The 14,618-nt window shown below is 63.7% G+C and carries 12 protein-coding genes; 1 reads left to right on the top strand and 11 read right to left on the bottom strand.

The features are described from left to right. Window positions 1–691 precede the first annotated feature (691 nt). From AB0M74_RS00185 to AB0M74_RS00165, 5 genes are all read right to left on the bottom strand, one after another. Window positions 692–3,376 (bottom strand): DUF4132 domain-containing protein, encoded by a 2,685-nt coding sequence (locus tag AB0M74_RS00185; RefSeq protein ID WP_364899921.1) that lies wholly within the window; start codon window positions 3,374–3,376, stop codon window positions 692–694. A gap of 1 nt (window position 3,377) precedes the next feature. Next, a complete protein-coding gene (locus AB0M74_RS00180) occupies window positions 3,378–3,767 on the bottom strand; it encodes a hypothetical protein (protein WP_364899919.1) in 390 nt (129 codons plus the stop codon). A 417-nt stretch (window positions 3,768–4,184) separates the two neighbouring features. Next, window positions 4,185–4,433, bottom strand: coding sequence for a Tn3 family transposase (locus tag AB0M74_RS00175; RefSeq protein WP_364899917.1), 249 nt, complete (start codon window positions 4,431–4,433; stop codon window positions 4,185–4,187). A gap of 795 nt (window positions 4,434–5,228) precedes the next feature. Beyond that, the gene (locus AB0M74_RS00170) at window positions 5,229–5,486 is read right to left on the bottom strand and encodes a transposase (protein ID WP_364899916.1); all 258 of its coding nucleotides are present in this window, start codon (window positions 5,484–5,486) and stop codon (window positions 5,229–5,231) included. Window positions 5,487–5,951: 465 nt separating this feature from the next. Continuing rightward, window positions 5,952–6,407, bottom strand: coding sequence for a hypothetical protein (locus tag AB0M74_RS00165; protein ID WP_228003231.1), 456 nt, complete (start codon window positions 6,405–6,407; stop codon window positions 5,952–5,954). Window positions 6,408–6,487: 80 nt separating this feature from the next. On the opposite strand from AB0M74_RS00165, the gene AB0M74_RS00160 reads away from it, so the two are divergent. Further along, a complete protein-coding gene (locus AB0M74_RS00160; protein WP_364899913.1) occupies window positions 6,488–7,867 on the top strand; it encodes a hypothetical protein in 1,380 nt (459 codons plus the stop codon). 819 nt (window positions 7,868–8,686) lie between these two features. On the opposite strand, the gene AB0M74_RS00155 is transcribed toward AB0M74_RS00160, so the two are convergent. The 6 genes from AB0M74_RS00155 to AB0M74_RS00130 all read right to left on the bottom strand — a co-directional run bounded on the left by AB0M74_RS00155 (window position 8,687) and on the right by AB0M74_RS00130 (window position 14,585). After that, window positions 8,687–9,448: a hypothetical protein gene (locus AB0M74_RS00155; protein ID WP_364899912.1), complete on the bottom strand. Its 762-nt coding sequence runs from the start codon at window positions 9,446–9,448 to the stop codon at window positions 8,687–8,689. A gap of 12 nt (window positions 9,449–9,460) precedes the next feature. After that, the gene (locus tag AB0M74_RS00150) at window positions 9,461–10,060 is read right to left on the bottom strand and encodes an alpha/beta fold hydrolase (protein ID WP_364899910.1); all 600 of its coding nucleotides are present in this window, start codon (window positions 10,058–10,060) and stop codon (window positions 9,461–9,463) included. Window positions 10,061–10,109: 49 nt separating this feature from the next. Further along, window positions 10,110–10,391: a hypothetical protein gene (locus AB0M74_RS00145; protein WP_364899908.1), complete on the bottom strand. Its 282-nt coding sequence runs from the start codon at window positions 10,389–10,391 to the stop codon at window positions 10,110–10,112. Window positions 10,392–10,454: 63 nt separating this feature from the next. Continuing rightward, window positions 10,455–12,008 (bottom strand): long-chain fatty acid--CoA ligase, encoded by a 1,554-nt coding sequence (locus AB0M74_RS00140; protein WP_364899906.1) that lies wholly within the window; start codon window positions 12,006–12,008, stop codon window positions 10,455–10,457. A gap of 67 nt (window positions 12,009–12,075) precedes the next feature. Continuing rightward, complete coding sequence (locus tag AB0M74_RS00135) at window positions 12,076–13,410, bottom strand: MFS transporter (RefSeq protein ID WP_364899904.1); 1,335 nt, start codon at window positions 13,408–13,410, stop codon at window positions 12,076–12,078. Window positions 13,411–13,535: 125 nt separating this feature from the next. Then, window positions 13,536–14,585 carry a 3-keto-5-aminohexanoate cleavage protein gene (locus tag AB0M74_RS00130; protein WP_364899902.1) on the bottom strand — a complete coding sequence of 350 codons (1,050 nt, stop codon included), beginning with the start codon at window positions 14,583–14,585 and terminating at the stop codon, window positions 13,536–13,538. Window positions 14,586–14,618 lie beyond the last annotated feature (33 nt).

Genomic DNA, 14,618 nt, shown 5'->3' with positions numbered 1-14,618 from the left:
GTTCTCGGCGCGGTGGGATTCGCCGACCTGGAGATGCCGCGTCTGAGGAAGCAAACGAGCTTCAGATGGTGACGCCGCAGTCGATCTCGTACCACACCGCCCGGTTCCGTCTGGTGCCCTCGCTCGCGCCAAAGCGGTCACCGTCGCGACCCCAGCGGTGCGCAAGCCCGGAACCGTGTGGGTGGAGCTGCCAAGCACATCGACTCGTTGTTCGGCGACAACGTGATCGACTGGGACTGATCGAGACGCACTGGAACGATCTGCTGCGCAGGCGCCGGGGGCGCTGTTCCCCGCGGGAGTTGTTGCCCAGGCGGCGCAGCAGCGTCACCGACGACAGGCGGCCCTCGCTGATCGAGATCGCTGGACGGCGACTCTGCCCTTGCCGGTGCGGCAGGCCGACCCCGCCGGAGCGGCGCAACTCGACATGGGACAGTCGTGGGCCTCCACGAAGCTCACCCCGGAATTGTTTCATGAGTCCGTTGCATAAGTCCAGATATTTGAAACGCCCTATGAAACAGTGAAGCACCTGCACAGGAGCCGAGAGGAAGCCTGTTTCATAGGCGACCACCTATGAAACAGGCCTGCCCCATCCTCGTCTTGGGTGAGGTAAGGATCGTGTCAGGAGCGGAAGTGCGCCACGAGTTGGCGATCGGTGCACCGAGTTCGATCAACTGTCACGCCTGAAGCATTGTCACGGGAGTTGGCTCAGGATGGTTGGGTCGGTGATTTTTGTGTCGTTGGCCAGAAGCAGGGCTTTACTGAGGATCACCGACAGCATCCGGTCACCGTCGAACGGCAGGAACGAGTCTGGTTCGGTTGTTCGTGCCGAGGGGACGATGCACAGATAGCGGTTGTTCGGGTCGATCAGGACGTTTCCTGAGCCCAGGTGGATCCGATACGAATGCTTGGTACCTCGCACGTGCAGGAATCTGTCTTCCACGGTGCATTGGTGGCCGATGGCCAGTCGGGGCAGCAGCCTGGTCAGCAGATCACGTCTGGTTTGTGCGGTCTGGTTCAGGTCGCCGAAACTGTAGTCGGTCCAGTAGTTGGCGAACCTGCCGTTCGGACCACCGTCGTACCATGTCGGATCGTTGCCGATGCTGGCCACACCGACGAACAGGTCCACGTCGCGCAGTACTTCGCTCAGGACTAGTTCGGGCACGTCCGACAGTGGCAGTGGCTCGGCCGACCCATGGAAGCCGCCGTGGAATGCGCTGTTGGCAAGGTTCTGTGGTGCGTCGATCGGGTAGAACCGCACCTGGTCGGTGTGCAGGCGTAGGTAGCTGCCGGACTCCGTTCTGTCGACGTCCCCGGTGTCGCCGCGGTCGCCCTCCACCCAGTATTCAGCGCGCACACCCCACTGCGGCAGTTCCCGGGTCGGTGGCGGCACGGAGGTGTCGGCATCCAGCAAGAGTTGGTTGCGCCATCCCCGGACAGCGGCCAACGCGTGGAACTGGTGTTGGCGCAGGATGTGCGCGGCGAAGCGGTTCGAGTAGGTGCTGGTGTGGCGTTCTGCGTCGGTGAGTCGGTAGACCTCGCGATGGGCTTGTTTGAACGGCTGCCGAATATTCTTGCGTTCCAACCAGTCTCGCCATGCGAGGATCTCCTCCGTCGAGCGACCGAGCGGGTGCCACAGCTCCACGACGTCACCACCCACCGGGTTGTCCGCCACGTCGCGCAGCGCGCCGTCCGCGTAGCCGCAGGCGACCCCGTCGACTGTCCACAACAAACGGCGGGCGATCGTGCCCACCAAGTGGTGGTCGATGTAATACTCCCGCCATGAGGGGTAATCCCAGGTGCGGCGCTCCAGGAACTGGCGATCCAGCCGTTCGACTTGGGCGGTCAGCATCTTGCCGATGTCCTTGGCCGTCGCCTCGAGTTCTTTCAATTCCTCGGCATGGTCGCGTTTCACCGCGGCCGGGACGCTTTTCACCGGTTTGCTCGTGAACCAGCACAGCACCGCCTTGGTACCGTCCACGGTCACCGTCGCCGACGCAGCGCCGAAGGCGAATTCCGCCGTGCCTACCGACGTCAGGCCGTAGGTGGGCACGGCCATCTCCTCGATCTGAGTGCGGGTCAGCCCGAGCGCGTGTGCCTTGGTCTCCAGCGCGGCGTTGATCAGCTTCAACGTGCCCTTGTAAGTCACCGTGGCGGCCAGGCGGGCCAGCTCACCCAGCGCCGCCTCGCCGCTCACCTGGCTCAGAGCGTAAACACCAGCGTTGGCCATCTTCGGGTTACGTGGTCCCAGACCCTTGATTTTGCGCAGCGACGTTTCCACCAGGCCGCCCAGGATGCGGGCAGTCGTCGGCTGCGGGGGCCGATACGTCAGCAGCCACAGCAGACCGCGCACCGCGTTCGCGTTGAACGGGTCGTACTCGTCGTTGAGGCCGGGATCTTCGGCGAGACGATGCCGCAGCGGTAACGTCCTGGGTCGGCCCACCAGTTCCAACAACGACAGCACCTTCTCGTCGAAGGAATCCACCTTCGCCAGCAGCGCTCGACCGGTCTTTTCCCACTTGGCGTTCGGTCTTGCCATCGTGGCGGTTGCGGCGAAGGCCAGCAGGTCGTGCCAACCCGGAGACAACCACGCCAACTCCAGTGCTCGGTCCGCCCATTGCTCACCCACATTGACCACTGGTTCGGGACATTGCCGGGCGACCTCTGCAACACGAGAGTCCAGGTACCTCTCGCAGGCTCCGCGGCGGTACACCGCGACGACCTCAGGGCTCAAGATACGTCCGGACGCCAGTTCCGCCAGCGCCAGAGATGAATCGACCGCGAAAAGGCTTAACCTGCCGTGGTGGTTCGACAGGGTTTCCAGCACTGCTCGCCGTTCGTCAACCAGGATCGGCAAGGTGGGTGTGATGGTCGAAACCAAGAGCAGCAGAGAGTGCTGCTCGCGCTCCGAAGCGGTAGGGAACGCAACCTCGCAAGCGCGAGCAAGCCGTTCGACCGTCTCGGTCGGCAGTTCACGCACCTTGGCGAACAGGGCATGCCATAAGGCATAGTCGGACGCCATATGGGAGGACTCGGCGATCTGGTGTACCCGCACAATCTCGGCGCACAACCTGCCCATATCGTCCGCAGCGATGGCATCGAGGACCGCTTTCTTGTACTTGGAAGGGACGAGGATCCCCTTCAGGTACTCGATTCCGTGTCGGATGTGCTCGGAAGCGGCCGGGGCCGCGGCGGCGCAGACGCTAGTCAACCGCTCGGAGGTCTCGTCTGGCAGGACGCGTGCCATGTCCAATACCGCACCCCACACGTACTGGTCGGTCTTCGTCTGATATGCCTGCAGATACGCGTCGAAGAAGGCATCCATATCGTCCGCGGCGATGGCGTCCCGCGCCGCGGTCTCGTACTCGGACCTCGACATTTCAGCCACCCACCAATACAACAAGCTTCAGGAACGTGACTTCCACACCCGGCGGCAGCGCGACGACCTCGTCCAGCTCCTCGATCTGTCGATCGCCGACCAGAACCACGAAACCGTTGCGCCCGAAAGCCTGCAACGCCGCCTCGCACTGACGTTCCGGATCGACACGACCAGTCGTGCGGAACCCGCCCCGCACCACCTCGGCATCCGCCGGCCGCACCAGACCACGAAAGACACCACAAGACGCGCCTGCATTGTGCTCGGCGACCTCCTGGAATACCCGCCGCCGGATGATCTCCCGCAGTGGCAGCCGCTCCTCGGTCACCTCGAACATCCAGCCGTCGTCGCGACCCCCAGATGCCGTTTCGTCGACGACCTTCACACTCACCATGACGACAGGGTAGGCACGACCCCTGACAGAACTTGAGAACAGTTTCCCACCAGTGGCCTGCTCCAAGAATTCGTCGCCGCCGCGGTGCCGGCCTCGGCCGAGGTCGAACGCGCGCCACGGCAGATGGCCGCTGGGACAGCGCTTACACCCGGACAGAGGCCATCAAGGCGCTTGTGAATAAGCCTCCCGCTCTCGATTCAGATCCAGGCGGGTAGTCATGTCGAGCTGGAAGCTGGCCGGTGAGGTTTCCCGAAGAACGGCGCTGGCGGGCTGTGTCAAACTGTGCCTGTGGGGAACAGGGCGCGGGGTTCGAGGTCCAGGCGCGTGACCGGCTCCCCCTCGGGTGGGGTGAGGTTGGGTACCCAGTCGCCGAAGCGGCGGATCGTGCGCGTGATGTACGGAGTGATCGTGGCAAGGTCATCCGGGTCGATCGGATGCCCTTGCGCGGCAAGGACGTTGGCGGCGTCGGTGATGTCCAGGGCGGTGGAGTAGATGGCGCAGTTGGCCCTCGATGATGTAGATCGCCTCCCACACCCCGCGGGGGATGAAGTGGGTGAAAAGGGCGATGTAGGTGCTGGAGATGTGGCGCATCGCCAGCCCACCGAATCCGCCGTAGCGGATGTGGGACGACGCGACGAACGGCGCCTGCACAACGGCACTGCTCATCGGCTCGGAGACGATCGGGAAACCGACAGCGCCAGCACCGAACGCGCTGGACCGATTGATCGACCGCCCTGGCTCGAACCGGAAATACTTCACGGCTCGCAGCGACCATCACCACTGTCAGGTACCCATCATCCGACGCTCGCCAGGCCACGGTCAAGATCTTGAAGATACCCACCTTGATGACTCGTGCCCAGGTCATCGAGTGGTACTTGGCCCGGTTCGGACACGTAGTCGCATCGAGCCGACCCAGGCCAACGCCCGACCGCGGCGACGGTCCCTCCGTGCTAGCCGACGTCGACGTCGGCATCGGGAAGGTGTCCGGGCCTCTCAATGACACCACCGCGCGGCATTTTTGCCCCCGCCAACGTGTCCGGACCCTGTCAAAGACCCAATAAAAACACGGTTCCGTGGCTGATTTGCCACGGAACCGTGTCATTGAGTGTCCGGAGGGGGAGTAGGACACCATGATTGCGGCAGATATGCACACTTTTCGTGTACATGCCGTCACCATACACGTTTTCGGTGTCCAGAGAGGTCGTCGGATTCCTTCCCCGCGGCGCAAATGCGAAGCCAGGAGGATCGGCGAAATGCGCTGTGCTGCAACGTGGTTGGACCGAGTACGCAATCGCTGATGCATAGGTACGAATGCGGAAGGAACCGATTGCATGATACGGAGCACACGTGCGATCGAATGCCGATGCTGTGTTGCTCCTACATCTAGTTGGAGTCGGATCATGCTGCCCTGACACAGTTTCAGCATCGCTATATGCCGGTACTCCTGTCAATGGTTCAAGGTCATCCAGTTGGATGACTTTGACAGTTGGCCGCTGGGCTCAGAATTTTTCCCTTGGCGATCTCCCGCAGCTCCTTGAGCTCTTTCGCGCCGTCGGTGTCCACGCCTCCGTATTGGCGGCGCCAGTTGTAGAGTGTCGCGGCCGACACTCCCAGATCGGCGGCGATCTGCTCGCCCGTCTGACCCGCCGCTGCGAGCTCGTCGGCACGGCGCAGCTTCGGCACGATGTCCTCCGCGGAATGCCGCTTACGTCCTGACATGTCCTTCAGTGTCCCTTCCGGCCCTGACCAGGGCCAACAAGGACTCTAAAACCAGGCGGCCTCATTCACTGGGGACAGGCCACCACCAATATCGGCCTTGCACAAGAAGCCGCCTGGAGAGCCACCGAAAACTGACGCTCGGAGACCCTGTAGGCGCAGGACTCGAATTCACCACCCTCGTCCCTGTTGCTGTCGACCTCGCCGGCGCTGCGCTCGCCACAGCCAGTGAAAACCTCTCCGCCGCAACCACTCCCGACATCACCACCGACATCGTCGAGCTAGGCAAAGCCGGTCAGCAGCCGCGGAGTTCTACGGAACCGGCGTGCACCAGAACGGCTACACCGAAGGAATTCGCCACATAACAGAATTCCTATCGGACCGAATCGACGGCAACCGATAAGGGTGTTCCTGAGATCGGGGGCAGGTACCGTTTCCGGCGGACCGATGTATCGTGGAGGTTCGCTGCTACTCGTCCTCATATCGGTTCCAACGCGCCAAATCTTCAGTAATTGGACCCGAGTCGGGCACTCGAAACCACCACCATCCGCGTCCGGATGTGTCGCTGTCGGCGACAGCGGCCATGCGCTTACCTGAATCGTCGACGGTAATAGATCGAAATACGTCATCAGCCTCTGAAACATAGGCTGCCATCTTTTCGCTCAGCTTCTCGGGCAGGGTGTTGATGGCACTTTTCAGGTAATCCCGTACAGACATCGCGGCGCATAGGTCGTATTCGTTCCACACCGACCGGTCTGACCACGGCAGCGACCTGTCGCGATCAATCTTCTCGACGTGAGCTTCCCAAGAGTCTGCCAGTTGGATAGCGTTCCGCTCCTCGCCGCTTTTCAGTCGGACTGTACTTCTTTCGATGATGGCGACCTCGTCATCGGCGAAGTTGGACGGTACGCGATCTTTAAACATTACCAATTATCCTCACAGTTTGAAGGCGGTGGATTTCCAGGGCATTTGGTAGTTCACGATCACCTTCAGCCACAGGCAAGATGAGCAACGCGCAGTGGCTGCAGGCCATGGCAAAGCACGACAACGACGACCGTGACTTCGGCAGCGAGGCAGGCGGTGCTCGCGAGTTGGCGCAGCAACTGCAGGCGCACACGGCTGAGGATCCTCTTCGATTCGCTGGATTGGCCATGCAATTGACGCCCGAGATCAACGCAGCCTATCCCGGCGCGATCCTGTGGGGCTTCGGAGAAGCATCTATTCCGGAAGAAGCACAACACGCCGTCTTCGACTCGATCCGTTACATCATGAGCCTCGGCCTCGATGACTGTGACCGCTGGCTTGGCTGGGCGGTCCGTCGCGTCTATGCCGAGGCACCTTTGGACATCGTTGAGATGGTCCTCGACCGAGCGCTGCACGCTCCTGACCCTGTCGACAACTCGCCAGTCTTCGTACGCCGAGACGACCACCAACCCGGACGTGACATGTTCCAGAACGGATACAACACCTCGCGAGGAAGCTTGGCTGAGTCGCTCGGTGACCTCCTGGTCCGCGACCTTGATGGCACGCGCACGGAACTCGTTGCCCCTCACCTCGCCGAGCTGGCGAGCGATCCAGTACTGAGCGTCCGCGCCTGTGTCGCCCACACCATCGCTGCCTGCCTACGGCATGCACGGCCAACGGCCTATGCAGCCTTCGAACGCCTCATCGACGCCGACGATCTCCTACTTGCCTCGGACAAGTTGGACGACCTGATGATCTACATCGGCAACGCCGATCCAGAAGTGATCGATCCGGTTATCAATCGCATGCTCAGCTCAACAGATGCCGAGGTTCGGAGAGCAGGTGGTCGCATGGCGGCATTTGCCGCGCTGCAATGGGGGCATCCAGCGCTAATGGAGCGAGTTCTGGCCAGCGATGTGGAAGTTCGACGCGGCCTGGCTGAGGTCTGCGCCGCAAGGGTTGATCGATCCGCCGATTCAGAACTCGTGCTGTCTACTCTGCGCCACCTGATGCATGACGAGGACGATGAGGTTCGCAAAAAGGTTGGCACCCTGGCCGGTCACCTGCGTGGAGACGACCTGCGCCCTTACGCCGAGTTCCTGGCTGACTTGATCGTGTCACCAAGCTACGTACACGCGGCCACGCAACTGCTCATCACGCTGCAGGAAGCGCCGGACAAGGTCGACGATCTCATCGACCTCGCTGCACACCACTTTCTGAACATCCATAGTGAAGACGTGGCCGACATCAGGACCGGTGCTGCCGGGGATGCTCATTACATCTCGGATCTAGTGGTCCGTGGGTTGGCGCAGACTCGCGACCGACAGCGCATCACAGCGCTACTCGATATCCTTGATCGCCTGCTCGAACTTGGTGTCTACGGAGTCGATCGAGCAATCGATGGAGCCGTGCGCAACTAGCTAGGAACTGGTGTTTGACAAGGCGTCCCTCCGACATGCATTTCTCGGGGTCAAGGTCAACATCCCGCACCAGCGGGCACTTCCACCCGGAGTTGATCAACTTCGCCGTGGTCAGAAGCTATCTGGACACCGCGGCGAAGTGGGGGGAAGGACCAATCCTCGTTCTCGGCGAAAAGTTCGATTAGCGACCACGCCAGAATCGTGAGGATCAGTCCCCTAGCAGTCGCCCCCGCCACACCACAGAACGTCCGCTCGTCGGCATGAGCGTGCATTCGTCGGACACGCCGAAGGAGCCAGATACGCTCGCCGACGGCATCAGATTTCGCCGATATCAACAGCTCTCGGCCCCGCTGTTCGACGCCAGCGTTCACCGATAGCCGCCGTCGGAATTACCAGCATCGCCAAAGCCGTTCGTCCCGATCGGGTGACGAGACTGCTGGATCCGGGCGTCGGAGTTGTGACTCAACCCACTCGGCGTTCGAGGTCGCGCAGGCTGTGCTCCAGATTCGACGCGATCTTGTCCAGAACCCTTGGGGCGTAAGCCGCGACTTCCTCGAACGTTGATGACCGCGACAAAGGCGAGTGCGATTCCGGGCCAGTGCTCACGAACCCAGCCGACTGCGCGACCATCGCTTTCGCGGCGGGCTGGTGTGCCCAGTGGTCTGCTGGGCTGGATGTGCAGGTTCGTCGGCGCGGGTGTGTGGTGGTGTGTCATGGTCCTCGGTCGGTGAAATCGCTGGCGAGCGTGGTGGCGGGGTCCGTGTAGCCGCCCGCCGTGGAGCCACACCCGGTGGGATCCGGGTGTGGCTGTGGCGCACGCTATTTGGCTGGCGGAGCGGGCTGCTGCGCGGGGTCTTTGCAGTAGGAAAGTTCGGGTGGGCAGGGCGCGAGGATCGTGGAGAAGTACTGGATGGCGGAGAACAGTGTGATGGGCCCGCCGGCCAGCACGAGTCCGCCCATGGTTCCGACGGCGCCGAGGGTGGCGGCACCGAGGACACAGCCCGCGATTGTGGCGCCGACGAAGGGGACGAGCAGGACCAGGACAGGACTGGCGATCGCGGCGCCGGCGGCCGCACCGACCAGACACCCGGCGCCCGCGCCGAGTACGGCACCCACGACCGCGCTGACGGCGGCTGTGATGGCTGCGCGCTGGGCGAAGACACCGAGGGCTTGGGAGTCGCGGGGGGTGAAGGACTCGGCGACCTGTTTGGTGGCTTGATCTGTGGTGATGATCTGGTCTCTGGTGACGGGTTGTTCTACGGGTTTTCCGGTGGTTTTGTCGGGGGTGAGTGTTGCGGTGGTGCCGTCGATTCGGGCGGTGATCGGGTAGGCGGTGTTGTCGATCCGGTAGGTCAGTGGGAGCGCGGCGACCGGTCGATTGTCGTGGTCGGTGAGAACTATTTGGTCGTCGGCGATTTGCAGTTCGCCGCCGCTGACCTTCAGAACCGCAGCGTCGCCTTCACGGGTGACTTCGTAGTGCACGGCGCTGTTGTCGTCGCCGGATTGCGGGGTCGCGTTGGCTGTCGCGGTGGCAAGCGCGATGGCTGTCGCGGCGAGTACGGCGGTGGTGGTTTTCCTCATCGGTTTTCCTTTTTATCGGGGTACTTCGGTGGTGGAACGCTCTGCGCGCGAGATGAGTCCGGTCAGCAGTCTGTTGGCCCGCGGCCATGGCCCGTAGCCGGCGGCGGGGTCGAGGTGCCCGACCGGACCGAGATCGACCGGCCGACTGCCCCAGGCTTCGGCCATCCCGATCACTCGTCGGCTGGTGGCGAGCGGGTCGTTGGCACTGACCGCGAGAGTGGTTGGGAACGGTAGCCGACCGCGCGGGATGGGGCACCAGCCATGTGCCGTGCCGATTCGCCGAACTCCCGGATCGTCGGTGGGCGGGTTTTCGAAGTCCGGTGGTGTGACGAGTAACGCCCCGTGGATCGGTCGGCTCGGCCGCAGCGCCCAGTGCACGACGGTGAGAACCCCGGCGCTGTGTGCGACCAGAACGATGTCGTCCGGGATGGCCGACAAGGTGCCCTCCAGGCTTGCCACCCAGGCGTCCCGATCCAGGTGCATGCCCTCGGGCGGACGCGAGACGGTGAGGGCGCGGGTATTGGTGGCGGCCAATCGGTGCAGCCAGTGGTCCGGGGGCGGGTCGTTGAGTCCCGGGACGATGACGACGACGGGCTCGGTGGAATACTGCAAAGCGATGCTCCGGTACGGCTTTTCGATGTTCGCGAGCTCGAGGGTCAGATCACGGCTCCGCCGTTGGGGCTGATGATCTGTCCGGTGAGGTAGTGGTTCTCGCCCGCGAGGTAGACGGCCAGCGACGCGTATTCCTCGGTGTGCCCAGTCTCCCGAGGAGGATCAGCTGGTAGAGGCTGTTCTTCTGCTCGTCGCTGGCCGCGGCGAGGTATGCCAGGAACGGCGGGGTGGCGACACCGCCGTAGACGATGGCACCTGCGCCGGCCATTGCGACCGTGCCCAGTCCTTGGCCCGCGCCTGTGACGACAGCGGTCTTGCCGGATAGCGGCATGGTGCGCTCCTCTCGGTTGCTGACCGCGCCTGAGTGGTGACGTGGTTGCCGGTGCAAGTGTTTTCAGTGGTGGGCGCGGAGTTCGCGTTTGAGGATCTTGCCGGTGGAGGTCATCGGCAGTGCGGACACGAATTCGATGTGGCGGGGGTATTTGTAGGCGGCCATGCGCTCTTTGACCCAGTCGATGAGCGAGCTCTCCGACGGTGTCGTGCCGGGCGCGGCGATGATGTATGCCTTGATCTCTTCGCCGTGGCTGTTGTGCGGGATTCCGACGACCGCGGCCAGTGACACCGCTTCGTGGGTCATCAGAACTTCTTCGATCTCGCGGGGATAAACATTGAGTCCGCCGCGCACGATCATGTCCTTGGCGCGGTCGACGATGTAGTAGTAGCCGTCGCCGTCGCGGTGGGCCAGATCGCCGGTGCGGAACCAGCCATCGCGCATGACTTCACTTGTCGCGTCGGGCTTGCGGTGGTAGCCCTTCATCACGTTGTGGCCGCGAATAGCGATCTCGCCGACAGTGTGGTCGCCGGTCACCGTCTGCCACTCCTCGTCGACCAGGCACACCTCGACGCCCCACACCGGTCGCCCGATCGAGCCGGGGCGCGGCTCGTCGGCCAGATCTGAGAACAGCGCCAGCGGGGAGGTTTCCGAGAGTCCGTAGCCTTCGGCGATGGTCACTCCGAACCGCTGCCGGAAGCGGGTGTGGATCTCGACGGGCAGCGCGGCCCCGCCGGAGACCGCCAGCCGCAGGCTGTCGCCGATCTCAGCCGCGTTATCGGCGCCGGTGAGGGCGTCGAGCAGGGCCCAGTACATGGTCGGCACACCAGCCAACAGAGTGATGCGTTCGGTGCGCATCAGTTCCAGAGTCGCCGCGGCGTCGAAGCGAGGTTGCAGGACAAGGGTTGCGGCGATGGAGAACCCGGCGTTCATGTTGACCGTCTGCCCGAAGGAGTGGAACAGTGGCAGCACCACCAGATGCCGATCGGGCTGAGCGGGATGGCTGCTGAACTGCCGGTTGGCGGTGAGGGCGTTGAGCAGCATGTTCGCGTGGGTCAGCTCGGCGCCTTTGGGCGTGCCGGTGGTGCCGGAGGTGTAGAGGACGACTGCTGTGTCGTCGGGATTCCTTGCCCGCGTGGCGATTTCACCGGGATATGCCCGCAGCATGGCGGCTAGTTCACCGGGCTCGTCGACGTCCCGTGGGGCTGGGGAATCGATGAGGAAAAGGTGGCGGCAGTTCTGGGCCCGGTCGAACCCGGCGCGGCCGTACTCGCCGGTCGGAAGCTCCGGAGTGCCTTCGAAGCAGAAGAACGCCTTGGCTCTGGAATCGTCGAGGTGGTGGGTGATTTCGCGGTCCTTGAGCAGGATGTTCAGCGGTATGACCGCTGCTCTTGCCTTGAGGATGCCGTAGTAGATGATCGGGAACCACGCCAGATTGGGGCAGGTCAGCGCGACCTTGTCACCGGGTTGGATGTCGTGCGCGGCGAGCAGGTGGGCGATCTGGTTCGCGGCGGCGTCGAGTTGGGCATAGGTCAGTCTCTGATCGCTGGCGACGACGGCATCGCGGCCCGGGTTGCGGCGGGCTGTGTCTTCCAGCAGCACAGCGAGATTGAGCATGGTGAGACCTCACGGAATTGATGGGACCGGATCGGTTCCGGCCGGACGGTAGAACGTGACGGTGCGGTCAGACAGCCTGGCGACCCGACTCCAGGAGGGCTAGGCGGCGCAGGCCGGCCGGATAGGCGTACCGGCCCATGGTCAGGGCGGCGATGGCGCCGAGGTAGGCGAGGGGCACCAGTTGCAGGGCGGCTGCGAGCCCATACCGGTCAGCGAGAAAGCCCACGACCAGCGGCCCTAGAGCGAGACCGAAGACATTGTTGGCCAAGATGATCGTGGCGAAAGCGGTTGCCCGCAAGCTGGCGTGGGTGAGACTGGCCACCATCGAGGTCGTCGCTCCCGCCGATCCGGCCGCGGTCAGCGCTCCCAGCGCCAGCAGGGTCAGCTGGGCGGGACCGGTGCCTAGGCTGAACGCAACGGTGAGCAAGATCAGGGATATCGCGCAGTAGACCAGCGCACTGCTCCATTGGCGTGCCGAGTGGTGGTGGCCGATGCGGTCGGTGAGAATGCCGCACACGACCATTCCGGTCCCGATGAGCAGCACATATCCCGAGGCCGCGAGACCGGCGCGGTCGGTGGGCATGGAATAGGAGCGGTTGAAGAAGCTCGGCAGCCAGGCCATCAGCACGGCCCCGACGAACAGTTGCAGGCCACCTCCGATATAGGCACACCACACCGACACCGACGAGAACAGGCTCGACAGCGGTGCCCGCACGACACTGCCGGTCGACGTGGCGGCGACTGCTTCGGTCGCCGCGGATTCGACGAAAGCGTTTCGGCGCAAAGCGGATTCGGTGACCAGGACGCGGAACGTGCCGACCAGCAGCAACCCCAGACCGGCCATCAGGGCGAAAGTCCAGCGCCAGCCGATGTGTGCGGCGATGACACCGCCCAGCGCGACACCCAGGACCGACCCGAACGAACCGCCGGCCAGGAACGCTCCGCTCAGCGAGGCGCGCAGATGCGGGGCGAACACCGCCAGCATCACCGCGGCGCCGACACTGCCGTAGGCAGCCTCCCCGACTCCGACCAGGAAACGCGCGCCCAGCATCTGGCCGTAGCCGGTGGCGAGCGCGCACAGCAGGGTGGCCAGGCTCCAGGCCGTCGCCATGATCAGCATGCTGCGCACGCGTCCCCACCGGTCCGCGACCAGCGACAAGGGGAACGCCAGCAGTCCGACCATCAGGGCCACGATGCTGGTCAGTGATCCCAGCTGTGAATCCGACAGTCCCCATTCAGATTTCAGCAGCGGGAACACCGCCGAGAGCACTTGGCGGGACATGTAGTCCGACAGCATCAATCCGAAGGTCAGTGCGAACACGACCCAGGGGAAGGTCCGCGAGCGGATCCTCGATGTCCCGGTGGTCGTCGTCGACGAGTCGGTGGTGGTGGAGATATCCATGGCGCTTCCTCGAGCCTGGCGAATCCGACGGACCGACCTGGCGCGGCCGGAACCTGTCGACGAACAAACAGTGGGCGGTGCGCCGGCCGCGGGCATACGCGGCCGACCCACTCACCGGTGAAACATCAAGCGTGGTGCAGGAATCCGAGCTGGCCGGGCTGCCGGTTGGGCGGGAACCCGATCTTGGCCAGCGCCTCGTCGGTGCCGGAGTAGACCTCGTCGAACAGGTAGATGTCGCGTGCCTCCTTACACGAGGCCACCCCGCGGCCGAGCTCGTCGGCGATACGGACCATCTGCTCGACCTGTTCGACCGAGGTACGCCGTTCGCCCTTGCGGCCCCACAGGTTGTCCTCGATACCGACCCGCACGTGCTGGCCCAACGCGATCGCGATGGTGCACACCGGGGTGACATTGCGCATGATCGTTTCGATGGTCAGCACCGCGCCGTCCGGGGTCCGGCGAATGAACTCCATCAGGTCCGCCGGATGCAGCCCCGCTGCGCCGCCGCCGATCGCCACGTAATTCAGCACCAGCGGGCCGGTGTAGAAGCCGCGGCGAATCAACCGCTCCACCGTCTCGAGCTGATGCACCGTCCCGAGCATGAAATGCGGCTGGATACCGGCCGCGGTCAGCCGACACAGATGCTCGATGTAGAACTCCGGCCCGGCTTCGACCACCATGTCGCGGTATGCCTTGGCCAGCACCGGGTTCTGCAGCGACGTGCCCGCGATGTCATCATCGCTGAGCAGCTCCATGACGTTCATCTGGCTGGTGTTGATGGCAATGGTGACCTGATCCGGTTTCGGATCGAGCTCGGCCAGCATGTGGCGGGTGTCGTAGTCCAGCCACTTCGCCTGGTCGCCACCTTCCGGCGGCGCGAACGAAATCGACCCGCCGACCTGAAGAATCATCTCCGGCACCGCCTCACGCAGGCGACCCAGCATCTCGTTGAACATCTCGAACCGCTTCGATCCGTGGCCGTCGGCCTCGCGCACGTGCACGTGCAGCACCTGTGCGCCAGCGTTGTAGCAGTCCACCGCCTTCTGGATCTGCTCGTCCATCGTCACCGGAATGTCGTCGGAATCGCCGGGCAGGAACTCCGGGCCGTAGGGGGCCACCTGGATGACCAGTTTCTCCTGGGTCTCCGGCAGTAGCGAATCATCGAGGTAGTGCATGATCGTCCCTTTCTGATCGTTGTGGGTGATGCG

This window comes from Nocardia sp. NPDC051463 (genome assembly GCF_040681975.1).
Taxonomy (GTDB): domain Bacteria; phylum Actinomycetota; class Actinomycetes; order Mycobacteriales; family Mycobacteriaceae; genus Nocardia.
This window is presented reverse-complemented; position numbering and strand designations above follow the sequence as displayed.